A 25,385-nucleotide genomic window follows, 5' to 3' on the forward strand; every position below is an offset into this window, starting at 1 on the left:
GGCCCGTGCGCGCATTTGGTGGCGTGGGCAACACACCCTGCCAGGGCAGTCACGGCCCGCCCCGTAAAATCCCGGGATGCTCTCTGTCAAACACGATCTGCTGGCCGCTCTCGCGGCCGAGCTGGACACCCTTTCCCCTGGCGCGGGCGCCAAGGCGGCATTCGAATCCCCCAAGGTGGCCGCGCATGGCGATTTCGCCTGCACGGCGGCCATGCAACTGGCCAAGCCGCTCAAGCTCAACCCGCGCGCGCTGGGCGAGCAGCTCAAGGCGGCGCTGGAGGCCACGCCCGCCTTCAGGCGCTGGGTCGATGCCATCGAGATCGCGGGCCCGGGCTTCCTGAACATCCGTTTGAAGCCCGCTGCCAAGCAGGAGGTGGTGCGCGAGGTGCTGTTTGCCGGCGAGCGCTTCGGCTACCAGGCCGACCGGGGCGCCAAGGTGCTGGTCGAGTTCGTCTCGGCCAACCCCACGGGCCCGCTGCATGTGGGCCACGGCCGCCAGGCCGCCCTGGGCGATGCCATCTGCAACCTGTTCGCCACCCAGGGGTGGGGTGTGCACCGCGAGTTCTATTACAACGATGCGGGCGTGCAGATCCAGACGCTGACGAACAGCACGCAGCTGCGCGCCAAGGGCTTCAAGCCCGGCGACGAGTGCTGGCCTACGGATTCCGAGAACCCGGCCAGCAAGGCCTTCTACAACGGCGACTACATCCAGGACATCGCCAACGACTTCCTGGCGAAGAAGACCGTCAAGGCCGATGACCGCGAGTACACAGCCAGCGGCGACGTGGACGACGTGGAATCGATCCGCCAGTTCGCCGTGGCCTACCTGCGCAACGAGCAGGACAAGGACCTGCAGGCCTTCAACCTGAAGTTCGACGAGTACTACCTTGAGTCGAGCCTGTACACCAGCGGCCGCGTGGAGGCCACGGTGGGCAAGCTCGTGGCCAACGGCAAGACCTACGAGCAGGACGGCGCCCTGTGGCTCAAGAGCACGGACTACGGCGACGACAAAGACCGCGTGATGCGCAAGCAGGACGGTACCTACACCTACTTCGTGCCCGACGTGGCCTACCATATCGCCAAGTGGGAGCGCGGCTACACCAAGGTGGTCAACATCCAGGGCACCGACCACCACGGCACCATCGCGCGCGTGCGCGCTGGCCTGCAGGCGGCCGAAGTGGGCATCCCGCACGGCTACCCCGACTACGTGCTGCACACCATGGTGCGCGTGGTCAAGGGTGGCGAGGAGGTCAAGATCAGCAAGCGGGCGGGCAGCTACGTCACCTTGCGCGACCTGATCGAATGGACCAGCAAGGACGCGGTGCGCTTCTTCCTGCTCAGCCGCAAGCCTGACACCGAGTACACCTTCGATGTGGACCTGGCCGTGGCGCAGAACAACGACAACCCGGTGTACTACGTGCAGTACGCGCATGCGCGCATCTGCTCGGTGCTGCGCAGCTGGGCCGAGCAGGGCGGTGGCGATGTGGCCTCGCTCCAGGGCGTGGACCTGTCCCCGCTCGAAGGCCCGCAAGCCCAGGCACTGATGCTGCAGCTGGCCAAGTACCCCGAAATGCTCACCGCTGCGGCCGACGGAGAAGCCCCGCACGACGTCACCTTCTACCTGCGCGACCTGGCCGCCAGCTACCACAGCTACTACGATGCCGAGCGCATCCTGGTGGACGATGAGGCCGTCAAGCGCGCGCGCCTGGCCCTCGTCGCCGCCACCGCGCAGGTATTGCACAATGGCCTGGCTGTGCTGGGCGTATCGGCTCCGGCCAGAATGTAAGCGACCACTACCTATGAAGAACAAGCAACTGGGCGGAACCATCATCGGCTTTATCGTGGGCGTGATCTTCGGCCTGGGCGCCGCGCTGGCGGTCGCCGTCTACGTGACCAAGGTGCCCGTGCCTTTCCTCAACAAGGGTGGCGCACGCGGCACCGACCAGGACGCGGCCGAAGCGCAGAAGAACAAGAACTGGGACCCGAACTCGCCGCTGTATGGCAAGAACCCCGCGCGGCCTCCTGCGGCCGCAGCGTCGGCTCCCGCCACGGCAGGGGTGGCACCGGCGCCTGCGCCTGCTGCCTCGGCACCTGCCGTGGCAGCAGCGGACCCGCGTGCCGCCGCCTCGTCGGCCAAGCCTGCCGCCGCAGCCACCAAGCCCGGCAGTGCCGACCCGTTGGGGGATCTGGCCGCTGCCAAGGCCGCTGCGGCGCCCGGCAACAGTGCCGACCCCTTCGACTACTTCGTGCAGGCCGGTGCCTTCCGCACCCAGGCCGATGCCGATGCGCAGCGCGCCAAGCTGGCCATGCTGGGCTGGGAGGCCCGCGTGAGCGAGCGCGAGCAGAATGGCCGTACCGTGTTCCGCGTGCGCGTCGGCCCGTTCACCAAGCGCGATGACGCCGCCCAGCTCAAGGACAAGCTCGACACCACGGGCGTCGAGTCCGCCCTGGTGCGGGTGCAGCGCTGAGTGCATGCCTGCCTGAACTTTTTCCGGGGGCGTGGCTCACACCCCCCAATACCAGACCAAGGAGTGCCACTTTCATGAAACGCCGCGAGTTTTCCCTGTCTGCCGCTTCCGCAGTGGCCGCATCAGCCCTGACCCTGCCCGTGGCCGCCCCCGCGCTGGCGCAACCGCGCCAGTTCAAGGAGGGCAAGGACTACCGCAAGCTCGACAAGCCCGTCACGCCCGACGCGCCGGCGGGCATGGTCGATGTGATCGAATTCTTCTGGTACAGCTGCCCCCACTGCAATGCCTTCGAGCCCACGCTCGACGCCTGGGTCAAGGCGGCCCCCAAGGACCTGAGCATCCGCCGCATTCCCGTGGCGTTCAACCCCAGCTTCGTGCCGCAGCAAAAGCTGTACTTCACGCTCGAAGGCATGGGCAAGCTCGATGCCCTGCACGCCAAGGTCTTCCGTGCCATCCACGTCGAGAAGGCCAAGCTGGCCAAGGACGATGAAATCATGGCCTGGATCGCCACGCAGGGCGTGGACGTGGCCAAGTTCAAGGAAATCTACAGCTCGTTCACCGTCTCCAATCAAGTGCGCCGCGCGTCGCAGCTGCAGGATGCGTACGGTGTGGAAGGCGTGCCCTCGATGGGTGTGGCCGGCCGCTTCTACACCGATGGCACCATGGCCGGCAGCATGCCTGTCGTGCTGCAGGTGGTGGAGCATCTGGTGGGCGCGGTCCGCAAAGGCTGACCATTTCTTGGCAGGACTGGCGCCTGTGTGTACCAAAAGCCCGCGGATGCGGGCTTTTTTCATGGCATGTCGCCACGGGTGGCTACAATGATCTGCAAGATTCGTGCCCTATGAACTACCGCATCCTCCCGACCCTACTCCTCCTCTCGGCCCTGGCCATGGTCCAGACGGCGGCCCACGCCGAAAAGGCCGACCGCAACAAGCCCATGAACATCGAGGCCGACGCATTGCGCCACGATGAGCTCAAGCAGACCAGCGTGTTCACCGGCCGCGTGGTCATGACCAAGGGCACCATCGTGCTGCGTGGCGCGCGCCTGGACGTGCGCCAGGACGCGGACGGCTACCAGTTCGGCGTGGTCACGGCCGAGCCGGGCAAGCGCGCCTTCTTCCGCCAGAAGCGCGATACGCTGGCGGGCGCGCCCGACGAGTTCATCGAGGGCGAGAGCGAGGTCATCGAGTACGACGGCCGGGCCGACAACGTGAAGTTCATCACCCGCGCCGAGCTGCGGCGCTACCGCGAATCCACGCTGACCGACGAGATCACCGGGCAGGTCATCGTCTACAACAACCTGACCGACGTGTTCACCGTGGACGCCAAGCCGCGCGGCAGCACCAACGCGGCGGGCGACACCCCGGCGCCCGGTGGCCGCGTGCGTGCCATCCTGTCGCCCAAGGAAACACCCGCCAGCGCGGCCGCCCCTGCCTCAGCGGCACCGGGCACCCCCTTGCGCCCCAGCAGCACCCTGAGCGGCGGCGCCAAGTGAGTGGGCAGCACGTGAGTACCGCCGCCGATTCCCCGGCGGACAGCCGGCTGGAGGTGCACCACCTCGAAAAATCCTATGGCAGCCGCAAGGTCGTCAAGGACGTATCGCTGGTCGTGCAAAAGGGCGAGGTCGTCGGGCTGCTCGGCCCCAACGGCGCGGGCAAGACCACCTCGTTCTACATGATCGTGGGCCTGGTGCGCAGCGATGCCGGCGACATCCGCATCGACGGCCACTCGGTGGCCCACATGCCCATCCACCGCCGTTCGCGCCTGGGGCTGTCCTACCTGCCGCAGGAAGCCTCGATCTTCCGCAAGCTCACGGTCGAGGAGAACGTGCGCGCCGTGCTCGAATTGCAGCGCGGCGAGGACGGCCAGCCGCTGCCGCGCCAGGCCATCGAAGAGCGCCTGACCGCGCTGCTCACGGAACTGCGCGTGGAGCACCTGCGCGCCTCGCCCGCGCTGGCCCTGTCCGGCGGCGAGCGCCGCCGCGTGGAGATCGCCCGCGCGCTGGCCACGCAGCCGCGCTTCATCCTGCTGGACGAGCCCTTTGCCGGCATCGACCCCATCGCCGTGATCGAGATCCAGCGCATCATCGGCTTCCTCAAGGCGCGCGGCATCGGCGTGCTCATCACCGACCACAACGTGCGCGAGACGCTGGGCATCTGCGACCACGCCTTCATCATCAGCGATGGCCATGTGCTGGCCCAGGGAACCCCCTCCGAAATCGTCGACAACGCCGAAGTGCGCCGGGTGTACCTGGGTGAACACTTCCGCATGTAGCAGACCGATGGACCACCCGTTCGCCATGCACCTGCCTTTGCGGCAGCCCCGGGGGGCTGTGCGATGAAGCCCGGCCTGTCACTGCGCGTATCGCAGCACCTGGCGCTCACGCCGCAATTGCAGCAGTCCATCCGGCTGCTGCAGCTGTCCACGCTGGAGCTGGGGCAGGAGGTCGAGCAGATGCTCGACGAAAACCCCTTTCTCGAACGCAATGCCGACGAGGCGCCGCGCGAGGAGTTCGGCGTGGAAACGGCCGATGCGCCGGTGCAGCCAGACGATTACAGTTCCGACGACGCGGTCTATTCCAGCGCCCCGGGCACCAGCACGTCGACCGAGACCTCGGCCGACAGCCCGCAGGGCGATGCGGAAGTGGGCAGCAGTGCGGGCGACGAGCCCGACTGGAGTGGCGATGGCACCGTGGACGTGTCCCCCAACGATGCCGAGTGGGGCGGCGATGCGCCGGCCCGCAACCGCAATGATTCCGAAGGCGACGAGGCCGATGCCACCGAACTGGCGCGTACGCACGAATCGCTCACCGCGTTTTTACACCGCCAGGCCCTGTCGCTGCGCCTGTCCGAGGTGGACCGGGCCGCCCTGCGCTTTTTGATCGAATCGCTCAACGACGACGGCTACCTCGAAGACCCGCTGGAAGAGCTGGCCGTGGGCCTGGCCGGCCCCGACGACCTGGAGCAGATCGAGGAGCTGGTGCACCGCTTCACCGTCGCCCTGCGCCTGCTGCAGAGCCTGGAGCCTGTGGGCGTGGGTGCACGTGGCCTGGGTGAATGCCTCACGCTGCAGCTTACCGCGCTGGCCGCCGATGAAGACAGCGAAATCGACCCCGACACCGTGCAGACCGCGTTGCGTGTGTGCCAGCAGCCGCTGGAGATGCTGGCGCGCCGCGACATCCGCCGCCTCACGCAGCTGTGTGGCGATGGCGAGGAGCGCACGCGCGCCGCCATGGCCCTGATCGCGCGGCTGGAGCCTCGCCCCGGGCGCAAGTTCGTGGACGTGGAGCGCAACATCATCGTGCCCGACGTCATCGTGCGCAAGGCCGGGCGGGCGAATGGCCGAGATGGCCAGCACAACTTCATCGTGGCCCTGAACCCCGACGTGATGCCGCGCCTGCGCGTGCACGACATCTATGCCGGTGCCCTGCGCGGCCACAAGGGCGGCGAGGGCCACCAGGCCATGCAGCAGCGGTTGCAGGAGGCGCGCTGGTTCATCAAGAACATCCAGCAGCGCTTTGACACCATCCTGCGCGTCTCGCGGGCCATCGTCGAGCGGCAAAAGAGCTTCTTCACCCATGGCGAGCTGGCCATGCGCCCGCTGGTGCTGCGCGACATCGCCGATGAGCTGGGTTTGCACGAGTCCACCATCAGCCGCGTGACCACGGCCAAGTACATGTCCACGCCCATCGGCACCTACGAGCTCAAGTACTTCTTCGGCTCGGGCCTGGGCACCGAGACCGGCGGCAACGCATCGAGCACGGCCGTGCGCGCCCTCATCAAGCAGTTCGTGGCGGCCGAAAGCCCCGCCAAGCCGCTGTCGGACAGCCAGATCGCCGAGATGCTCAAGGAGCAGGGCATCGAGTGCGCGCGCCGCACCGTGGCCAAGTACCGCGAGGCGCTCCGGATCGCGCCAGCCAACCTGCGCAAGGCGCTCTGATCAGGCCGCTGTTCTGAACGCCCGGCTGGAGATGCTGACGGCGTTGCCGTCCGGGTCCTTCACATTGGCAAACGCATAGCCATTGGCCTGGTGCGTGCTGCCGAATGCCAGGCCCTGCGTCAGCGCATTGGCCTTGAAGGCCTCCACGTCGTGCACATGAAAGCACAGCTTCACCCCGGCCTGGCCGAGCTTCACGCTCTTGGCCGCCTGGTGGATGAGGATGCTGGCGCCGCCGTCCGGGGCCTTGAGTTCGATCAGGCCCTCCACCACCTCTCCCGTGGTCTGCAGGCCGAAATGCGTGCCGTAGAACGCAGCGCTGCGCTGCATGTCGCGCGCGTAGACCATGATGGTGCCGAGCATGGGGTGCATGGTGGGTGGGCCATCCGCCATCAAGGCGACTTCGAGGCCGGTGCGCGCCGCAGCGAGCGCAGCAGCTCCAGCGCCTGTGCGGTCGGCTCCTGCGACTGGCCATTGGCCAGCACGGTGAAGGCCACGCGCAGTTCGTTCATGCCCAGCACGCCCTGGGTCAGGTGCTTGTAGCCGCCCGGCTCGGGGGCGCGGTCGGTGGCCGAAAAGTAGTAGCCCGTCTTGCCCGAGGCGCTCAGGTCCTTGAGCGGCAGCTCGGCTTCGACGGCCCTGGGCTTGGCCTGGGTCGCGCCCGACTGGACCTGCGCCCGCAGCTCATCGGCCGTGGGGGCCTTGGCGGAGCTGCCTGCGGGCCAGATGGGCGTGAGGATCATCTGCAGGGCCGTGGCATCGGGACCGCTGATGGCGACCGAGGGCGGTAGCTCGGCATGGGGGCGGCGCACCTGGGCGCGCCATTGGGCGGGCAGGTCGATGACGAGGTCGTCGCGCCCGGGCAGCGGAACGCGCAGTTCTTCGGCAAGAACGGGCAGGCACAGGGCGAAGGTGAGCAGCGTGAGGGCAGTGCGGAGCATGGAGCGGTGGAACGGAGTGAGTGAGGTGGTGGCTTACTTGCGGCTGGTGAAGACGGCGTCATACGACTGCGTGCTGAAGCCCGCCACCCGCTGGCCATTGGTGAGCAGCACCGGCACGCCACGGGCCCCGAGCTGCGCAAAGGCGGCCTTGCCGGTGGGCGTGTCCACGTCGAACTCCCGGTACGCGATGCCCTTGCCTCCCAGGTAGGCCTTGGCCGCCTTGCAGTAGCCGCACCAGGTGGCCATGTAGAGCGTGACCTCGCCCCGGGGCTGGGCCGCCTTCTGGGCTTCTGCAGGCCCCTGGCCGGGCGTGGCGGGCGGCAGCGGGTTGCCGGGGACCACGCTGACGGGCAGGCTCTCGAGCTTCAGGGTCTTTTGCACCGCGCCGGACGCGGGCGGCTGGTCGCTGTAAACGACCTTTCCACTTGCATCCACGGATTTGTAGAGCGTCTGGGCATGCGCCGTGCCTGTGAGCGCGGCCGCAATCAGGGCGAGGATCAGGCTGCAGCGCAGGGTGTGCATGGGGGCTCCGGGTAAAATCGGTTATCCCGGGAGCATAAGAGACTTCTGCCGCCCCGAGGCCCGCTGGGGCAAGGCCTCACCCGTATGGGCCATCCTTGCCGTCCGGCATGCAGCTTTTCGATGCCCGTTGCGGGCTTTTTCGGGGGCGTCCTGCCCCCGTTTCGCTGTCTTTTCTCGACCCTCTGTTTCCCTGCCCCATGGCCCGCATTGTTTTCGACCTCCCCACGCACTTCGGCTTTGCCACCGAGCTGCAGATCTACATCAGCCACGTCAACCAGGGCGGGCACCTGGACAATGCGCAACTGCTGACCCTGGTGTCCGAGGCGCGCGTGCGCTTCTTCCAGTCGCTCGGTTACCCCGAGGCGGATGTGGGCGGCCTGTCCACCGTGGTGGGCGACATCGTGGCCCAGTACAAGTCCGAAGGCTTCCATGGCGAGACCATGTGCGTGGAGATGGCGCCCGAGGACCTCAACCGCTACGGCTTCGACCTCGTCTTTCGCATGACCGAGAAAACCACGGGGCGTGAAGTGGCGCGCGGCAAGGTCGGCATCGTCTTCATCGGCCGCAGCGACCGCAAGGTGGCGCCCATCCCTGAATCCATCCGCCAACTGCTGCTGGCGCGCGCAGCGACCGACGCAGTCGGCGTTTAAGCGCGTATCCTGTCGCCCAGTGCCATGAACCAACTCCAACTCTTTCTCCCCTGCGCCGCCGGTGTCGAGGGCTACCTCGCCGACGAGGTGCACGCCATCACCGGCCTCACGGGCCAGGACCTGCTCATGGGCCGGGGCGGCGTGCTGCTGCGCGCCTCGTGGCGCCAGGCGCTGCTGCTCAACCTGCACAGCCGGCTGGCGCAGCGCGTGCTGGTGCAACTGGCGCACCGGCCCTACCGCTCCGAGAACGACCTCTACGGCATCGCCAGCGAGGTGGCCTGGGAAATCTGGTTCACCACGCGCCAGACTTTCAAGGTCGAGGTCACGGCCCAGCACAGCCCGCTGCAGAGCCTGAACTTTGCCGGCCTGCGCGTGAAGGACGCGGTGGCCGACCGTTTTCGCGCCAAGTCCGGCGTGCGCCCCGACGTGAACACGCAGTGGCCCGACGTGCGCATCCACCTGCACCTGACCACCGAAGAGGCCACGGTCTACATCGACACCTCGGGCGAGCCGCTGTTCAAGCGCGGCTGGCGCGAGGACAAGGGCGACGCCCCGCTCAAGGAAACCCTGGCCGCCGCCATGATCGCCGCCAGCGGCTGGGACCCGCTCGGTGATGCGCCCGTGCCGCTGTACGACCCCTGCTGCGGCAGCGGCACCATCGCCATCGAGGCCGCGCAGATCGCCTGCCGTATCCCGGCCGGCATGCTGCGCCGATTTGCGTTTGAAAAGCTCCTGCCCTTCCAGGGCCATGTGTGGTCGGCCATCCAGGCCGAGGCCGAGAGCGCCATCCAGGCGAGCCCCGTGCCCATCTTCGGCAGCGACGTGGCCCACCGAATGGTCGATTTTGCCGAGCGCAATGCCGAGCGCGCGGGCGTGGCCGACGCCGTGCAGTTGCGCGGTGGCGACGCATTGCAGCGCATGCCGCCGAGCGAACAGCCGGGCCTGATGCTGCTCAACCCGCCCTACGGCGAGCGCATTGCCGCCGCCGGCTCCGCCGGCCAGAACGCCAATGAGCGCGCGGCCGAGCGGGCCCTGGGCGCCAGCGTGGGCCGCGAGGCCGCGCACACCGACGACGGCGGCGAGTTCTTCAGCCAGCTGGCCACCCACTGGAAGAAGAACTATGCGGGCTGGACGGCCTGGATGCTGACCCCCGACCTCAAGCTGCCCGGCAAGATGCGCCTGAAGGAGTCGCGCCGCGTGCCCATGTGGAACGGCCCCATCGAGTGCCGCATGTTCCGCTTCGACATGGTCAAGGGATCGGTGCGCACCAAGCCATCGTCCGATACGCCACCGGCCGGCCCGCGCGATGCGGGTTGAGTTGGCGCTGCCGGCCCAGGCGCCGGCGGGTGAACCCGTGCGCCCTGTGGTCGTCGACACCAACGTCGCGCTGGACTTGCTGATCTTCTCGGACCCGGCCACCGTGCCGCTGCGCCAACTGCTCGCCGAAGGGCGCCTGGCCTGGATCGCCACGCAGGTCATGCGCGACGAACTCGAGCGCGTGCTGGCCTACCCGCACATCGTCGGCCGCATGGACTACTACCGTGTGGACGCGGCGCAGGTGCTGGCTGCCTTCGACGCCCAGGCCCGCCTGGTGGCGATTGCCCCGCGCGTGGCCTACGTCTGCAAGGACACCGACGACCAGAAGTTCATCGACCTGGCCGCCGCGCACCGCGCCATCCTGTTGAGCAAGGACAAGGCCGTGATCTGCATGCGCAAGCGCCTGCTGACGCTGGACGCTCACGTGGCGACAGCGCTGGTGTGGGAGGTGGCGGCCGAACCCGCCAGCGCTGGCGCCTGATATTTCCGTCAGCGGTCGAAGCTGAAATCGCCCGCCGCGTGCACCTGCCACGCGCCCTCGCCCTTGAGCTCCAGCACATGGGTGTGGTGCTTGAGCACGGCCGGGCGGTGGGCAATGCTGATCAGCGTGGTGCCGTTGGCGCGCAGGCGCTCGTAAAGCGCCGCCTCGTTGGCGCTGTCGAGGGCGCTGGTGGCTTCGTCCAGGATCACGATGCGCGGCGCACGCGCCAGCACCCGGGCAAAGGCCAGGCGCTGCTGCTCGCCGATGGAGAGCTGCTTTTCCCAGTCGTGCGAGGCGTCGAGCCCGCCCACGCGTTCGGCCAGCGATTCGAGCTGCACTTCCTGCAACAGCTCCAGCAAGCGTTCGTCCGCCAGGTCGGTCTCCTTCATGGGGTAGATGATCTGGCTGCGCAGCGTACCCATCTGCATGTACGGGCGCTGGGGCAGAAAGAACACGTCCTCCATCGGCGGGTGCTGTACGGCACCGCTGCCGGTGCGCCACAGGCCTGCAATGGCCCGCAGCAGCGAGCTTTTGCCGCAGCCGCTGGGGCCGGTGATCAGCAGGGCATCGCCGGTTTGCAGCTGCAGTGACAGGTCCTGCACCAGCAGGCGGCCGAACTGCGGGGTGTAGAGGGTGAGCCCCTCGATGGCCATGGCCTCGCCAATGCGCGAGGAGATCTGCGGCGCGGGTTCTGCAGGGGGATCCTGCGGACTGTCGGTGCGCGGTGCGGCGGCAGGTTCGGCCCAGGGGGTGGGTGCTGCAGGGGTCTTGAGGACCATCTGCGACAGCGCATGCAGCCGGTCGATGCCGGCCACGAAGCGGCTCAGGCTCTCGAAGTTGTCCACGATGAGCGACACCGCGCCCAGCACCGCAGCAAAGGCGCCCGCCGCCTGGATCGCGCGCCCCACCTCGAGTTCGCCCGAAAGCACGCCATTGGCCAGGATGATGCTCGGCAGCACCAGCGTGAGCTGGCTGAACGAGCGCTGGAACAGGTTGAGCGAACGCTGCTTCTTGATGAGCCGCGCATAGTTGGTGAAGGCCGCCTCGAAGCGGTGGTCGATCTGCGCGCGCTCCTGCGGCTCGCCGCGGTAGAAGGCGATGGACTCGGCGTTCTCGCGCAGCCGCATCAGCCCGAAGCGGAAGTCCGCCTCGCGCCGGATCTGCCAGAAATTGAGCCGGATCAGCGGTGCGCCAAACAGGTACAGCGCGCCGAAGGTTCCCAGCAGTGCATACACCGCCAGAAAGGCCACCAGCACCTTGGAAATGGACCACAGCACCGCGCTGAAGGCCACGAGCTGCATCAGCGAGCCCAGAAAGATCAGCAGGAAGTGCGTGGACCGGCCGGTGAAGGTGTTGATGTCTTCGCTGATGCGCTGGTCGGGGTTGTCGATGTCGCTGCCGGTACCGAGTTCGTAGTACTTGCGCTCACCCAGGTAGCCATCCAGAAAGCGGTGCGTGAGCCAGCGCCGCCAGTGGTTGGAAAACGCGTCGCGCATGTAGTAGTAGAAGGCGTACACCGGCACCGCGAAGGCCAGCACGATGAGGCTGGCGCGCACCGCGTCCCAAAAGCGATCGGCCTGCTTGGCCGCCAGGGCCGAGGTCATCTCGCCGGTCTTGTCGATCAGCATCACGGCCAGCTGTGTCTCGCAGACCATCAGGCCGATGAGCAGCGCGAGCAGGCCCCAGGCGGTTCTTTTTTTCTCGCCCATCCAGTAGGGGCGGGCCACGCTCATGAACTGCTTCCATGCCGAGAGCGATAGGGTGGGAGGGCGGCGGCGACGGGGCTTCTTCGCGGCCGGCGGCGGCGATGCGGGAGCGGGTGGTGCTGAAAGGGTGGCGGCAGGAGTAGACATTGGGCAGAGGCAAAAGGAGGCAAACGGGAGCACCGCCTGCACGATAGGCGGGCGCCCGATCTGCCGCTGTCAGCCAATGCCTACAGCCCGCTAAGGACGGGCCCGCTTTGCGCGCAGCCCATGCCCACGCGCATGGTTCAAGGCCGCAGCAGGTCGTAGGCCGCGCGCACGCGCTGCATGTCGCGGCCGAGCTTGCGGTTCTGCGGCAGGTGCTGCATCCAGCCCATGCGCCCGATGCTGGTGGCCAGCATGGCCTGCAGCTCCGGGCTGCCTGACGCGATCCAGGCGGTCCACATCGCGCGGGCGTCGTCGAGCGCGCCCACCAGGCGCAGGTAGATGGCCGTGGAGTGCGCGTAGCACAGCGCATCGCGCGCGTGGCATACCGGCAGCGGCAGCACGGCAGCCGGGTCGTCCTCGAAATCGATGTAGCCCACCACGCGATCGGGGCAGCGCACCAGGTTGCGCGCGAACGCCTGGCTCAGGCAGGTGCCGCTGGCGTGCACCTGCGCAATGGCCACCAGGCCCTGCTGCCACAGCGCCAGCACGGCGGCGGGCCCGGCGGACACGGCATGGTCGATCTCATTGCCCAGCGAGGGCGTTTGCTGCGCGGGCCGCCCCAGGTGGCGCATCAAAAAGCCATCCTCCTGCGCCGCCAGCACGGTGGGCACGCGCAGGCCGCGCGCCTGCAGGTCGCGCAGGCGCCGCACCTCGGTGGCGATGGCTTCGCGCCCGCCCCGGTTGGGCACCGGGCGCAGCACTTCCAGGCGCAGCACCGCAGCCATTGCCGCCATGGCACGGTAGCGGCCCGGGCCGTGGGGTGCACCGGCCTTCTTGAGCCATACCTGCTCCTCGCCGAGCCGGTAGCTGGCCACGTTGAATTGCTGCTGTACGAGCTGCTGGCGCAGGTAGGCCGCGTAATCGACGGTGTTGCTGCCGGGGTTGCTGCCAGGAACCTTGCCTGCCTCCATCGTCATACGGCGGCGTTGGCGGGCAGATCGCTGACGGCGGCCACGGCCGCGTGGGCCACTTCCACATGGTGCGGCACCGACGGTTCCAGCACCGGTTCGCTGGCGGCAAAGCTGTGCGCGCTGGACAGCGGCCAGTACAGGCGGAACACGTTGTGCTGCGCCTCCAGCGAGCCCAGCAAAGCGCCGGGCTGCATGCGCGTGATCAGGTTGGACAGAAGACGTACCTCGGTATCGCTGATGCGGCGCACGATGTGGTGGGCCGTGATGTCCTTGGGATGCTGAAGGCCGGCGGCCTGCACCAGCTCCTGCAGCGCATGCAGGGTGCTGTGGTGGAACTGCGCCACGCGCGAGGCCTTGTCGGGCACCACCAGGGCCTGTTGGCGCTGCGCGTCCTGCGTGGTCACGCCGGTGGGGCAGTGGCCGGTGTGGCAGCTTTGCGCCTGGATGCAGCCCAGCGCCATCATGAAGCCACGGCCGGCATTGCACCAGTCGGCACCCAGCGCCATCATGCGCGCGATGTCGAAGGCGGTGATCACCTTGCCCGCGCAGCCTATGCGCACGCGCTCGCGCAGGTTCACGCCCACCAGGGTGTTGTGCACCAGCAGCAGGCCTTCCTGCAGCGGCGCGCCCACATGGTCGCTGAACTCCACGGGGGCTGCGCCCGTGCCACCCTCGGCCCCGTCCACCACGATGAAGTCGGGCGTGATGCCCGTGACCAGCATGGCCTTGACGATGGCAAACCACTCCCAGGGATGGCCCAGGCAGAATTTGAAACCTGTGGGCTTGCCGCCCGAGAGCTCGCGCAGGCGGGCAATGAACTGCATCATCTCCACCGGGCTCGCGAACGCGCTGTGCCGCGAGGGCGAGATGCAGTCTTTGCCCACGGGCACGCCGCGTGCGGCCGCGATCTCGATGGTGACCTTGGCTGCGGGCAGTACCCCACCGTGCCCGGGCTTGGCGCCCTGGCTCAGCTTGAGCTCGATCATCTTCACCTGCGGGTCCTGCGCATTCGTGGCAAAGCGTTCGGGGCTGAAGCTGCCATCGTCGTTGCGGCAGCCGAAGTAGCCCGAACCGATTTCCCAGATCAGGTCGCCTCCGTGCACGCGGTGGTGCTGCGAGATGGAGCCTTCGCCTGTGTCGTGGGCAAAGCCACCCAACTGCGCGCCCTTGTTCAGCGCCAGCACCGCGTTGGCCGACAGCGCGCCAAAGCTCATGGCCGAGATATTGAACACGCTGGCGTGATAGGGCTGGGTGCACGGCGACACCGAGGGCGAGGGCGCATCGGGGCTGCCGCCGATCCATACGCGAAAGTCGCTCGACGTGAGGTGCGAAGGCGCCATGGAGTGGTTCACCCACTCGTAGCCGCGTGCGCCCACGTCCAGGTGCGTGCCGAAGGGCCGGTTGTCGGGCTCGCCCTTGGCGCGCTGGTAGACCAGCGAGCGCTGGGCGCGCGAGAAGGGGGCGGCCTCGCTGTCGCTCTCGATGAAGTACTGGCGCACCTCGGGGCGAACGTATTCGAGCATGAAGCGGATGTGCCCGATGACCGGGTAGTTGCGCAGGATGGCATGGCGCGTCTGGCGCAGGTCGTACACGCCCACGGCCACCAGCGCCCCCAGCGCTCCCAGGGCCAGCACCAGCGGCAGGCTTGCGCCGAAGGCCACGAGGGCGCAGAGCGCCGCCAGCAGGCCCAGCACACACAGTGCAAAGGCCGTGTAGCGCACCGGGTACAGGGAGTTGAGTTGGTGGATCATCGGGTGTCCTGGTTCTTTTGCGGGCGAAGCGGGAGGGCTACACTGGCCGCCTTTGCGCGGGTGGCGTTGCCGCCCACCGCACTGTGCCCGGGTGTTGCGCTCGGGCGCAGGCCTTGCGCATCATAAAAGTAAAACTTTGCTTCCAGCAGCCGCACCACGGAGCCCCGCCATGACCGACCCCATTGAAAAGCCCGAAACCGATCCCGAAACCGCTGCCTTGGCCCCGGCCCTGGGTCCTGACGAGCTCGAAGAGATCGACAACCTCCTTGACGACCTGCGCACGCGCGGCGACGAGATTCCCCAGTGGGAGTTCTGCGATGGCTTCATGACCGCCGTCATCTGCAACCGCCGCCCAATCGCGCCGGCCGAGTACCTGCCCATGCTGCTGGGCGATGGCGCCGAGCTCGAAGTGGCCGAGGGCGAGCCCCTGCCGCTGCTGCCGGCGTTTGCCGACGCAGCCCAGCAGGCGCGGTTCCTGGAGTTGTGGACACGCCGCTGGGACGAGGTGGTGCGCCAGCTCGATGCCAAGGTCGACCGCCTGGACGACGATCAGACCTTCCAGCCCGAGGCCATGGACATGCGCGGCGCGGTGGCCAGCCTGACCGAAGAGCAGCGCGCCGAGATGGACTCCGACGAGCAGGACATCCCCTCGTTCGGCCAGGTCTGGGCGCTGGGTTTCATGTTCGCGGTGGAAAATTGGCCCGAGGACTGGGCGGCCCCGCGCGACAAGGAGGCCGCCCAATGGCTCAACGACGCGCTGGACAGCATCGTTGCCCTGACCGAAGACGACACTGGCAAGCCTGAAGTCTGCATGTTCGACGAGAACGGCCCGCCCAGCACCAGCCAGGCCCGGGTAGAGGCCTTCGGCGAGGCCATCTGGGCCGTGTACGACCTGCGCCAGATCTGGAAGAGCATGGGCCCGCGCGTGGAAACCATCCGCAAGGCGCCCGAGCCCGGCCGCAACGACCCCTGCCACTGCGGCAGCGGCAAGAAGTACAAGAAGTGCCACGGCGCCAACTGAGCGGCGGTTGAGCCCTTGTCCTGCGGCGCACGCGGTTGCGGTGCGCCGTTTCCACGGGCGCGGCGTCCGTGGGTGTGTTTACTGCTTCCTCTATCCTGTCCCCGTTGACCGAACGCGCCTGCGGCGTGCGCCTGTCCCATGAACGCCTCCACCTTGTCCCGCCTGCGCGCCGAATGGGCGCCGGTCAGCATTCCGCGCGAACTGCTGGCCGGTGCCGTTGCCACCTTTGCACTGATCCCCGAGGTCATCGCCTTTTCCTTTGTCGCGGGGGTGAACCCGTCGGTGGGGCTCTTTGCCTCGTTCGTCATCAGCCTGGTGATCGCCTTCGTGGGCGGGCGCCCGGCCATGGTCTCGGCGGCGGCTGGCTCCGTTGCCCTGGTGGCGGCGCCGCTGGTGCAGTCGCATGGGCTGCAGTACCTGTTGGCTGCAGGCATTCTGGCAGGCCTGGTGCAACTGGCCTTCGGGCTGCTGCGCCTGGGGGTGCTGGTGCGATTCGTTTCCAGCTCGGTGCGCACCGGCTTCGTGAACGCCCTGGCCATCCTGATCTTCTCGGCCCAACTGCCGCACCTTGCCGGCGCGGGTACGGCCACCTGGGCCATGCTGGGCCTGGGGCTGGCCATCATCTACGGACTGCCTGCGCTGGGCCAGCGCCTGGGCTGGCGCGCGCTCACGGCCATCCCTTCGCCGCTGATCTGCGTGGTGGCACTCACGCTCGTGGCCTCTGGTATGGGCCTGCCGCTGCCCACCGTGGCCGACCTGGGCCAGTTGCCCGATTCCCTGCCCCTGTTCGGCCTGCCCGAGGTGCCGCTGGCGTTCGACACGCTGCGCATCATTGCGCTGCCCGCGCTGGCCATCGCCATGGTGGGCCTGCTGGAATCGGTGCTGACCGCTGCCGTGGTAGACGAGATGACGGATACGCCGAGCTCCAAGAACCGCGAATGCGCCGGCCTGGGCGTGGCCAACGTGGCAGCCAGCCTGTTCGGCGGCATTGCCGGTTGCGGCATGATCGGCCAGGCGGTGGGCAACGTGAAATACGGCGGGCGCGGACGCCTGTCCACGCTGTTCGCGGGCGTGTTTCTGCTCATCCTCATGGTGGTGCTCAAGCCCTGGGTGTCGCAGGTGCCGGTGATCGCCCTGGTGGCCATCATGGTCATGGTGTCGGCGTCCACCTTCGACTGGAAGTCGCTCGGCACCCTGGTGCGCCACCCGCGCATGTCCAGCGCCGTGGTGCTGGCCACGGTGGCCGTGACCCTGTTCACGCACAACCTGGCAGCCGGCGTGGCGGTGGGGGTGCTGCTCAGCGGCGTGTTCTTTGCCTTCAAGGTGGCGCGCATGCTGCAGGTGCGCGCAACGGATGATGAAGCCAGCGGCCTGCGCACCTGGCAGGTCACGGGCCAGGTGTTCTTTGCCTCGGCGGATGCCTTCATCGACGCCTTCGACATCCTGGGCGCCGAAGGCCGGCCCGTGCGCATCGACGTCTCGGGCGCGCATTTCTGGGACGTCACCGCCGTGGCTGCGCTCGACAAGGTGGTGCAGCGCCTGCAGCACCATGGCTGCACGGTGCAGGTGCTGGGGCTCAACCAGGCCAGCGCGGTGCTGATCGACCGGCTGGGTTCGGCGCCGCGCAGCGGCTGAGGTCAGGCTGCTGCCGCAGCCTGCGCTGGCTTACTTCTTTTCCTGCGCGAGGAATTTGGCCAGGTTGCCCGCCGCCGTGCTGCGCACCTTGCGCTTGAGCGAGGGCGACCAGCCCAGCAGCAGCCCGGGAGTGCCCAGGGCCTGGCGCGACCAGCGCCAGAAATTGAAGCGGTCGCGGTGCGTGGCGATCAGCCCTTCGGGCGTGAAGGTGAAGGTGCCGTCGATGATGTTGTGCACCTTGCGCCCCGTGGCGCTGAAAAGGTAGTGTGCCTCCCAGTGCGCGCGTCCGCCCTTGTCATCGGCCTCGATGCCGCTCGATTCGAGCTTCCAGTGCTCGGCACCGTTCTTGCGCGTGGCAGTGGCCAGCATGCGCCACATGCCGCCGATCTGCTCGCGGCCCTTGAGCGAGAAGGCCTCGTCGTCGAACGTGGCGTCGGGCGCGTAGCAGGCCTGCATGGTGGCGTGGTCGAGTTGGCCGAAGGCGGTGTAAAAGCGCTGCAGGGTCTGGGCGTTGGGGTGCATGGAGGCTCCGGTAGGGGCAATGCGGGCTCTGGAGCCCGGGCGGAGGATGCTACACCGACGCTGTGCAGGCCCGCTGGCGCCTGGGCGACGCGCTTGCCGCGTCAACCCAGGTAGTGGTGCAGCCGCTGCAGCGCGTGCGCCACGGTGGCGCTGCGCACCGTGGCACGGTCGCCCGGGAATTGCTGCAGTTCGGTATGCACGGAGCCGTTGATGGCCCATCCGAACCACACCGTGCCCACCGGCTTGGCCGGGCTGCCGCCCGTGGGGCCGGCCACGCCCGTGACGGCCATGGCCACCTGTGCGCGCGAACGCGCCACCGCACCCGCAGCCATGGCGCGGACCACCGGCTCGCTCACCGCGCCGTGTTCTGCGATCAGTGCCGGCGGCACGCCCAGCAGCTCGGCCTTGGCCTCGTTGGAATAGCTCACGAAGCCGCGTTCGAACCACTGGCTCGACCCGGAGAGGTCGGTGCAGGCCGCGGCGATCATGCCGCCCGTGCAGCTCTCGGCCGTGGCCAGCATCTGCCCGCGCGCGAGCAGTTGGGCCGCGATGTCGGCCAGCAGCCGGGCCTGGTGTGCCGCCTCGCTCATGCCCAGAACCTCCACAGCGCAATCACCAGCAGTGTGCAGAAGGCCGCCACAAAGTCGTCCCACAGGATGCCCCAGCCACCACGCCAGCCAAAGCCCTTGAACAGGCTGTCGGCCCAGGCCACGGGGCCGGGCTTGGCGGCATCGAAGAAGCGGAACAGCGCAAACGCAGCGAGTTGCCCCCACCAGCCCATGGGCATGGCCAGCCACAGCACCAGCCAGAAGGCCACCACTTCGTCCCAGACGATGTTGCCGGGGTCAGCGATGCCAAGGTTGCGCGCCGCCACCGTGCACGCCCACCAGCCGACCACCGTGCTGGCGGCGATCAGCAGGCCCATGGCCAGGGGGCTCAGCCACTGCTGCAGCGCCAGAAAAGCTAGCCAGGCCCAGAGCGTGCCCACGGTGCCGGGGGCGATGCGCGAGAGCCCCGCGCCAAAACCCAGCGCGATGCAGTGGGCCGGGTGCGAGAGCATGAAGGCGGCAGTGGCGCGGCGCGGCGCGGCGGGCGGCAGTGAAGACGGGGACATGGGGTCCATGGCGGGGATCATTGGCGTTCCTGCAATTGGATGTCCTTGGCGTAGCGGATCGTGTGCTCGGCGCTGAACTGCGCCGTGGCGCCCGCCGCCAAGGGCTGCTGCCAGGCCACGGTGCCCGGTGTGCGGTTGAAAGCCATCTCGGCGGGCTGCGGCTGGTAGCGCGACTCGACCTCGATCTTCTCGTTGCGCGAGACGGGTGCCGCATGCAGCACCTGCAGCGTGATGCCGCTCCGGTGGCGGTTTTCCACGCTGTAGGCGCGGCGGGTGCGGCGCTCGGTGCGCGAGCCCGTGAAGCCCGTGGCGCTGGTCAGGTCCTGCGGCGCCTCGGCGCGCACGGTGACCAGGTCGTCCTTGCCGAACGACAGGCTGGTGCTGCCTGCAGGTGCGGTGCTGGGCGCGCCGAAGTCCAGCCGCCCGGTGCCCACGAAGGCGCCGTCGCGGTACAGCCCCACGGCGCCTGCAGGCCACACGCCGGGCGGCGTGGCGACTTCGGCCACCAGGTAGGCTACATCCTCCACCGCCGGCGCGGTGCGCGTGAGCAGCGTGGCCGCTGCGCTGTGATTGCCCAGCGCCAGGGTCACGCGCTGGCCGCTGGAGGGAACGCTGATGCGCTGGGGCACGGCGAACTCGGTGGCAAAGCCCCTGTCGGTGGTGCTCACGTCGAAGCTCGGCATGGCCTCTTCGGCCATGGACCGCTCCCGAGCCACAGGGGCGGGAGGCGCGGCAGGGGCCATGGCCATCGCGGGGGCTGCCATGCTCATGGGCTGCGGTGGCGGCGCCACATCCAGCGTCCACGGGCGCGGCAGGCGGCCCTGGGTGGCGCGTCCCGGCTGGCCGGTGGAGAGGACGAGCTGCACATTGCTCCAGTCCTCGCCGCTGTTCTGTGCGACCAGGGCCTGGCGTTCCAGCAGCACGGTGGCCTTGGCCGGGTCCAGCGTGGCGCGGTAGGTGGGCTGCCAGCCGGGGCCGCGCACCTGGTAGGACAGGCGCAGCTCGCCCTCGCGCTCGGCCGCGAGGTTGATGCTGACCGACACCACGCGCGCGCGCTGGCTGGCCACACGGTTGCGCTCGGCCACCAGGGGCTTCAAGGCCAGTTCCAGTGCCTCTTGCTTGCGCTGCAGCTGGTGCGTGCGGGCCAGTGCGTCCTGGCCCGACTTGCGCAGCACGTCGGCCATGGCCGTGATCTGCGCTGGCGTGGGGCTCTGTACACGGCCACCGGGCGTCTCGTCGCCAGTGCCCCGGCCGCCGGCCACACCCTTGAGGTAGCTGTCCACCAGGCCCAGCGCGCCGGATTCGGCCTTCACGCCAGCGATCTGGTCTTCCAGGTCGCGTATGCGGCCGTCCAGCGGGCTGGCGCATGCCGGGGCCACGTCGCGGTCTTCGGTGAGCACGTTGAATTCGCCCACGCGCACGCTGGCATCGGCACTGATCTGCAGGCTCTGCGCATCCAGGGAGGCCGGCAGGCAGCTGAAGGTGAAGCTGCGCGCACCCATCGCGACCTTGGCCACGCGCTCCACGGTGGCGGTGCCTGAATAGACGGTGACGCGGGCAATGCGCGAGTTGGCGCTGCTGTCCTGCGCGAGCGCGGTGCCCGCTGCGCACAGCAACAGGCTGGCGCAGACGGCGAGCCGGGTGGCGAAACCGATGGTAGGGGTCAAGGATGCCTCCTGGTGTGGTTCGGGGCGCGCCGCAGGCGGCAGCGCAGGAATTGTTTCAGCGTTTGTAGCGCAAATGCAGGTCGTCGTGCGGCGGCGCATGGGCGATCAGCGGCGCCAACCTGGGTGGATTCATGGGATTGTCACGCAGCCTTCATACCCTCGAAAAGTCTTCCATTCTCACCCCCCAACAAACCATGAAGCATTTCGTTCCCCGCGCCCTGTCCCTCCTTGCCCTGGGAGTAGGTGTGATCGCCTGCGGCGGCTCCGACGACGGGTTCCAGTATCCCGGCGCCAACGGGACCAGCCTGCCCTACGAGGTGATGGGCCGGGTGGACAATGCCGAAAAGACCGAGCTGCGCAACGGCAGCTACGGCTCGTCCATGGCGCCGCACCCCACCCAGGAAGGGTACTTCTATGCCCTGAGCGACCGCGGCCCGAACGCCGCCACCGAGGCCACCCGCTCGCCGCCCGGCATCATCTTCGTCAAGCCGGACTACACCCCGCGCATCGGCCTGTTCAAGCTCACGTCTGAAGGCAAGGCCGAACTGGTGAGCACCATCCTGCTCAAGGACCCCAAGGGCCGCCCGATCACCGGCCTGCCCAACCGCCAATTCGGCGGCACCGGCGAGACGCCCTACAACTTGGACGGCAGCGTCGTGTCGCTGGACCCGGACGGCGATGGCATCAAGGGCTTCGATGAAAGCGGGCTCGATTCCGAAGGCCTGGTGGCGCTGAAGGATGGCACGTTCTGGATCAGCGACGAGTACGGCCCGCACATCGTGCACTTCGACGCCACGGGCAAGGAGATCGAGCGCATCAACCCCTTTGCGGCCGACCCGCGCAACAAGGCCGGGCGCACCCTGCCGGCCGAGCTGTCCACGCGCTGGCCCAACCGGGGCATGGAAGGCCTGACCATCACGCCCGACGGCAAGACGCTGGTGGGCATGATGCAATCGAACCTCTACAACCCCACCAGCGCCGTGGGCAGCATCAACCTGGTTCGCCTCGTCACGGTGAACATCGAAACCGGTGCCACGGCGCAGTACCTGTACCGCCAGGATGCGGCGGGCCTGGCCAACTCCGAGATCGTGGCCCTCTCCGCCACCAGCTTCCTGGCGGTCGAGCGCGATACCAAGTTCTACGGCATCGACACCGGGGTGGTCCGCAAGAACATCTACAAGATCGACATCGGCCAGGCGACCAATGTGGACCGCTCCAACACCGCCCTGCGCAGCACCAACGCATCGCTCACGGTGAATGCCGCCAACGGCCTGCTGGTGGACGGCAAGACCCTGGAGCTGGTGGTCAAGGACGGCGGCACCGCCGACAACTACGCCGCCGGCTGGGCGCAACTGGCGGCGCTGGGCATCAAGCCCATCACCAAGGTGCTGGCGTATGACGCCATTGCCTCGCAGAAGTACCCGCACGACAAGCTGGAAGGCATGTGGGTCATCGACGCGAACCGCCTGGCCATCATCAACGATGCCGACTTCGTGATCGCCCCGGACAACCTGGGCGGCATCAAGCAGAAGTACCTGTACGACGGCAAGCCCGACAGCAATATGCTGTATGTGGTGAAGCCGATATCTCCGCTGTTCTGATCCTGCTCAGCGGGGGCCGTACACGGGCAGGGCCTGGCCGAGTTCATAGGCTCCGGCATCAGGGGCTCGGCCCTGGAAACCCTGGCTGATGTTGGGAATGGCCTGCCCTGCATCGACTGCGGCCGAGCCGGGTTGCAGGCGCAGGTCGGGCACGGTGTACAGCGTGATGGGCGAGCCGGGAAAAACGGGAACGGAGGCGAACGAGTCCATGCCCACCTGCACGGCGGCGCGCTCGGTGGTGCGGGCCCGCAGCTCGGCCAGGCTGGAAAAGCTGGTGGCGCCCCAGCGGCCGGTGAAGCTGCCCACGGTGGAACCATAGGCATCGAAGTCGAGGTCGGCACTGGCGGCATCCAGGTCGGCAATCGACAGCACGCGCCCGGTGCCGCTGGAATAGCCGCCATAGGTACCACCCGGCCCGCCGATGAACAGGTTGTTGCGTGCATACAGCCGCCCCACCGTAGCGCCGGCATAGATGCCGAGTGCGTCGCCGTACTTCACCACGGTGTTGTGCAGCAGCACGTCGCCGTAGCTGCTGCGGTACAGCTTGAAGGCCACGTGTACGGCGTTGTAGACCACATTGCGCACGAAGTAGGTGGGCCCGCCCAGGCCCGGCTGCGATGACAGCGCGATGAACACATTGGTCAGCCGGTTGCGCATGATGCGGCAGTTGTGCATGCAGAAGTCGGCCTCCACGCCGTCGTCCGCAGCCTCCGAAAGGTCGTTGTTCAGGATGTCGATGCTGTACTGGTCAACCGCCTCGTCGTCTTCGAGCAGCGAGATGTTGTCCCGAAAACGCGCCACGCGGTTGTTCATGAGCACATGGCCGGGGCCCGTGATGAGGATGCCCTCGCCCGCGTTTCCGCCCGATGCACCGAGGGCCGCTTCGGACCAGACCACCGTGCCGGTGACCGTGTTGTCGGCGATGTAGGCGTTCTCCGCGCGCGTGAAGGTGATGATGCCGTGCCCGCCCAGTGCCGCCGTGGCGTTGACGGTGCTGCGCGTCATGCTGAAGTCGTTGCTGCCGTTGAAGCGCACGCGGCCGTTCAGAGTCATCTCGGTCAGCATCACATGGCGCTGGTTGAAGACGCTGATCTCGCCTTCGACCACCGCGCCCGGGGTGCCCCGGATCACCAGCGGCCGTCCCGAAGCGCCGCTGCGCGCCACGCTAAAGCCGCTGTAGCGCCCGGCCCCCAGTTCCACGACCTCACCGGCATTCGCGCCGGCCAGCACGCTGGCAAGCGTGGCCGGCGTGGCGGGCTTGACCACTGCGCCAGGCGCAGGCGTGGGCACGCTGCGGGTCGTGGCGGTGGCGGTGCGCACGGTGCTGCCGCCATCGGGGTCGGTGAGCGTGACCTCGATCTCGTAGGTGGTGCCTGGCGCCACGTCGAAAATGCTGCCCGAATGGCGCAGCGGCCAGGTGCGGCCCTGGCCCGAGGTCTCATTGTGGATGCGGCGCAGCGGCATGCCGGTGCGCCAGGCGCTGCTGCCCTGCGCACGGTAGCGCACGCCGACCACCGCATTGCGGTTGGCATCGCCCGTGAAGTCCCATTCCACCGTGATGTTCTCCAGCGTGGGGAAGGGCGTGGTGACGGCGCCGGGCACGCTCGCGTCCGCCGCGCTGGCAGGGCCCACCAGGCCGCCCGCGCCCAGCAGCTCCAGCCCCGGCCGGGTCAGGCTCACCCGGGGGTAGGTGGCAGTGCCGATCACCACCTGCGGCAGGCGCAGCACACTGCCCGTGGTCAGGTACTGCAGCTCAGTGCCCACGGCTGGGTCGTCCACGCGCAGTTGGCCCGGGTCGAGCAGGCGCACCACCACGTCGCGGTAGCGGTCGCCCGCGTCGAGCTGCAGTGTAGGCAGGCGCAGCGTGGCGGTCGCGGGCTCGAAGGTCGCCGTGTCGGCGGCCAGGGCGACCCCTTGCATGCAGACCAGGAGGGTCGCCACAAGCCGTGACAGACAGGTGAATGGCATGGTCATGGTGGGAAGTTTTTTACAGCGCGTCGGGAACGGCCTCGGCCAGAAAATCGTACACCGCGCGGATGCGCTGGCTGGTGCGTATCTCGCGGTGCACCGTGAGCCAGATGGGCAGCTCGGGCAGCTTGAGCATGGGCAGCAGCGCCACCAGGTTCGGGTCTGTGCGGGCCATGTGGTCGGCCACGAAGCCGATGCCCAGGCCGTTGCGCACCACCTGCCAGTAGGCCATGAGGTCATCGGTGCGCAGCGCGAAGTGCTGGCGCTCCACCGGGTAGCCCATGGCGGCAAAGCCGCGCGCGATGTCGCCATAGCGGTCGTTGCCCACCAGGTCGTGCTGCAGCAGGTCGGGCGGCTGGCGCGGCGTGCCCCGGCGGCGCAGGTAATCGCGGTGGGCGTACGTGCCCAGCGTGACCTTGCCGATGCGCTTGGCCACCAGGCTGGCCTGCGTGGGCTGCACCATGCGCAGGGCGATGTCGGCCTCGCGGCGCAGCAGGTTGGTGACCTCGTTGCTGGAGACCAGTTCCACCTGCACCTCGGGCAGTTCCAGTCGCATGCGCGCCAGCAGGGGTGGCAGCAGCATGCAGGCCACCGGCTGGCTGGCGGTGATGCGCACGGTGCCGCTGACCCCGGCCTCGCCGCCCGAGACGCTGCGTGCCAGCTGGTCGGCACCCGTCTCCATGGCGCGGGCCGATTCGGCCAGGCGCAGTGCTGTCGCCGTGGGCAGCAGGCCGCGCCCCGTGCGCTCGAATAGCACCACGCCGAGCTGGGCCTCCAGCTCGGCGATGTGGCGCCCGATGGTGGGCTGGCTCGCGTTCAGCACGCGCGCAGCGCCCAGCAGGCTGCCCTGGTCCAGGGCAGCCAGGAAGGATTGGATGAGGCTCCAGTCAAAGCGTTGTTTCATGGCCGGTACAGGTATTCATTTTTGCATTGCTGCTATCGACAGTTAGCCAATTGTGTAACGGCGGCC

The 25,385-nt window shown here is 68.3% G+C and carries 24 protein-coding genes; 12 read left to right on the plus strand and 12 right to left on the minus strand.

Annotated features, from left to right (window positions below; genetic code table 11):
* Positions 1–76: 76 nt before the first annotated feature.
* The 6 genes from argS (at position 77) to ASE31_RS21685 (ending at position 6,407) form a co-directional block, all read left to right on the plus strand.
* The gene (argS, locus tag ASE31_RS21660) at positions 77–1,786 is read left to right on the plus strand and encodes an arginine--tRNA ligase (protein WP_057203883.1); all 1,710 of its coding nucleotides are present in this window, start codon (positions 77–79) and stop codon (positions 1,784–1,786) included.
* A gap of 13 nt (positions 1,787–1,799) precedes the next feature.
* Positions 1,800–2,468 carry an SPOR domain-containing protein gene (locus ASE31_RS21665; protein WP_057203884.1) on the plus strand — a complete coding sequence of 223 codons (669 nt, stop codon included), beginning with the start codon at positions 1,800–1,802 and terminating at the stop codon, positions 2,466–2,468.
* 74 nt (positions 2,469–2,542) lie between these two features.
* Complete coding sequence (locus ASE31_RS21670; RefSeq protein WP_057203885.1) at positions 2,543–3,199, plus strand: thiol:disulfide interchange protein DsbA/DsbL; 657 nt, start codon at positions 2,543–2,545, stop codon at positions 3,197–3,199.
* A 110-nt stretch (positions 3,200–3,309) separates the two neighbouring features.
* Positions 3,310–3,963: a lipopolysaccharide transport periplasmic protein LptA gene (gene lptA, locus ASE31_RS21675; RefSeq protein ID WP_057203886.1), complete on the plus strand. Its 654-nt coding sequence runs from the start codon at positions 3,310–3,312 to the stop codon at positions 3,961–3,963.
* A complete protein-coding gene (lptB, locus tag ASE31_RS21680; protein WP_057203887.1) occupies positions 3,960–4,742 on the plus strand; it encodes an LPS export ABC transporter ATP-binding protein in 783 nt (260 codons plus the stop codon). The genes lptA and lptB overlap by 4 nt, the downstream gene beginning before the upstream one ends.
* A gap of 63 nt (positions 4,743–4,805) precedes the next feature.
* The gene (locus ASE31_RS21685) at positions 4,806–6,407 is read left to right on the plus strand and encodes an RNA polymerase factor sigma-54 (protein WP_057203888.1); all 1,602 of its coding nucleotides are present in this window, start codon (positions 4,806–4,808) and stop codon (positions 6,405–6,407) included.
* On the opposite strand, the gene ASE31_RS21690 is transcribed toward ASE31_RS21685, so the two are convergent.
* The 3 genes from ASE31_RS21690 to ASE31_RS21700 are packed head-to-tail and all read right to left on the minus strand — an operon-like array spanning position 6,408 to position 7,867.
* Positions 6,408–6,767, minus strand: a complete 360-nt coding sequence (locus ASE31_RS21690) for a VOC family protein (RefSeq protein ID WP_369819482.1) — start codon at positions 6,765–6,767, stop codon at positions 6,408–6,410.
* 29 nt (positions 6,768–6,796) lie between these two features.
* The gene (locus ASE31_RS21695) at positions 6,797–7,345 is read right to left on the minus strand and encodes a hypothetical protein (protein ID WP_057203890.1); all 549 of its coding nucleotides are present in this window, start codon (positions 7,343–7,345) and stop codon (positions 6,797–6,799) included.
* Positions 7,346–7,378: 33 nt separating this feature from the next.
* Positions 7,379–7,867 (minus strand): glutaredoxin domain-containing protein, encoded by a 489-nt coding sequence (locus ASE31_RS21700; RefSeq protein WP_057203891.1) that lies wholly within the window; start codon positions 7,865–7,867, stop codon positions 7,379–7,381.
* A gap of 197 nt (positions 7,868–8,064) precedes the next feature.
* On the opposite strand from ASE31_RS21700, the gene ASE31_RS21705 reads away from it, so the two are divergent.
* From ASE31_RS21705 to ASE31_RS21715, 3 genes are read left to right on the plus strand one after another with little or no spacing between them, the layout of a single operon-like run.
* On the plus strand, positions 8,065–8,517 hold the full coding sequence (locus ASE31_RS21705; RefSeq protein ID WP_057203892.1) for a thioesterase family protein: 453 nt from the start codon (positions 8,065–8,067) through the stop codon (positions 8,515–8,517).
* 24 nt (positions 8,518–8,541) lie between these two features.
* Positions 8,542–9,834, plus strand: coding sequence for a class I SAM-dependent RNA methyltransferase (locus tag ASE31_RS21710; RefSeq protein ID WP_057203893.1), 1,293 nt, complete (start codon positions 8,542–8,544; stop codon positions 9,832–9,834).
* A complete protein-coding gene (locus tag ASE31_RS21715; protein ID WP_057203894.1) occupies positions 9,824–10,315 on the plus strand; it encodes a putative toxin-antitoxin system toxin component, PIN family in 492 nt (163 codons plus the stop codon). The genes ASE31_RS21710 and ASE31_RS21715 overlap by 11 nt, the downstream gene beginning before the upstream one ends.
* Before the next feature lie 8 nt (positions 10,316–10,323).
* Here ASE31_RS21715 and ASE31_RS21720 read toward each other — a convergent pair whose 3' ends face one another.
* The 3 genes from ASE31_RS21720 to ASE31_RS21730 form a co-directional block, all read right to left on the minus strand.
* The gene (locus ASE31_RS21720) at positions 10,324–12,048 is read right to left on the minus strand and encodes an ABC transporter ATP-binding protein/permease (RefSeq protein ID WP_057203895.1); all 1,725 of its coding nucleotides are present in this window, start codon (positions 12,046–12,048) and stop codon (positions 10,324–10,326) included.
* Between the two features lie 257 nt (positions 12,049–12,305).
* On the minus strand, positions 12,306–13,142 hold the full coding sequence (locus ASE31_RS21725) for a hypothetical protein (RefSeq protein WP_057203896.1): 837 nt from the start codon (positions 13,140–13,142) through the stop codon (positions 12,306–12,308).
* Positions 13,139–14,887 (minus strand): FMN-binding glutamate synthase family protein, encoded by a 1,749-nt coding sequence (locus ASE31_RS21730; protein ID WP_057203897.1) that lies wholly within the window; start codon positions 14,885–14,887, stop codon positions 13,139–13,141. Before ASE31_RS21730 ends, ASE31_RS21725 begins: the two co-directional genes overlap by 4 nt.
* Positions 14,888–15,056: 169 nt before the next feature.
* On the opposite strand from ASE31_RS21730, the gene ASE31_RS21735 reads away from it, so the two are divergent.
* Together ASE31_RS21735 and ASE31_RS21740 are read left to right on the plus strand one after the other, a co-directional pair.
* Complete coding sequence (locus tag ASE31_RS21735; protein ID WP_057203898.1) at positions 15,057–15,908, plus strand: YecA family protein; 852 nt, start codon at positions 15,057–15,059, stop codon at positions 15,906–15,908.
* A gap of 138 nt (positions 15,909–16,046) precedes the next feature.
* The gene (locus ASE31_RS21740; RefSeq protein WP_057203899.1) at positions 16,047–17,543 is read left to right on the plus strand and encodes a SulP family inorganic anion transporter; all 1,497 of its coding nucleotides are present in this window, start codon (positions 16,047–16,049) and stop codon (positions 17,541–17,543) included.
* A 30-nt stretch (positions 17,544–17,573) separates the two neighbouring features.
* Here the strand turns inward: ASE31_RS21740 and ASE31_RS21745 are convergent, their stop codons facing one another.
* From ASE31_RS21745 to ASE31_RS21760, 4 genes are all read right to left on the minus strand, one after another.
* Positions 17,574–18,065, minus strand: coding sequence for a nuclear transport factor 2 family protein (locus tag ASE31_RS21745; protein WP_057203900.1), 492 nt, complete (start codon positions 18,063–18,065; stop codon positions 17,574–17,576).
* Positions 18,066–18,166: 101 nt separating this feature from the next.
* Positions 18,167–18,655 carry a CinA family protein gene (locus tag ASE31_RS21750; protein WP_057203901.1) on the minus strand — a complete coding sequence of 163 codons (489 nt, stop codon included), beginning with the start codon at positions 18,653–18,655 and terminating at the stop codon, positions 18,167–18,169.
* Entirely contained in the window at positions 18,652–19,179 is a 528-nt protein-coding gene (locus tag ASE31_RS21755; protein WP_200961152.1) for a phosphatidylglycerophosphatase A, read from the minus strand. The genes ASE31_RS21750 and ASE31_RS21755 overlap by 4 nt, the downstream gene beginning before the upstream one ends.
* A 17-nt stretch (positions 19,180–19,196) precedes the next feature.
* Positions 19,197–20,945 (minus strand): DUF4139 domain-containing protein, encoded by a 1,749-nt coding sequence (locus ASE31_RS21760; protein ID WP_369819483.1) that lies wholly within the window; start codon positions 20,943–20,945, stop codon positions 19,197–19,199.
* A 95-nt stretch (positions 20,946–21,040) separates the two neighbouring features.
* Between ASE31_RS21760 and ASE31_RS21765 the strand changes: the two genes are divergently transcribed.
* On the plus strand, positions 21,041–22,447 hold the full coding sequence (locus ASE31_RS21765) for an esterase-like activity of phytase family protein (RefSeq protein ID WP_057203904.1): 1,407 nt from the start codon (positions 21,041–21,043) through the stop codon (positions 22,445–22,447).
* Between the two features lie 6 nt (positions 22,448–22,453).
* Here ASE31_RS21765 and ASE31_RS21770 read toward each other — a convergent pair whose 3' ends face one another.
* Positions 22,454–24,421 carry a right-handed parallel beta-helix repeat-containing protein gene (locus ASE31_RS21770; protein ID WP_235514718.1) on the minus strand — a complete coding sequence of 656 codons (1,968 nt, stop codon included), beginning with the start codon at positions 24,419–24,421 and terminating at the stop codon, positions 22,454–22,456.
* 13 nt (positions 24,422–24,434) lie between these two features.
* Entirely contained in the window at positions 24,435–25,319 is an 885-nt protein-coding gene (locus ASE31_RS21775; protein ID WP_057203906.1) for a LysR family transcriptional regulator, read from the minus strand.
* Between the last annotated feature and the right edge of the window lie 66 nt (positions 25,320–25,385).

The sequence above is a fragment of the Acidovorax sp. Root217 genome, from assembly GCF_001428645.1.
In the GTDB taxonomy this organism is placed as follows: Bacteria; Pseudomonadota; Gammaproteobacteria; order Burkholderiales; family Burkholderiaceae_C; genus Acidovorax.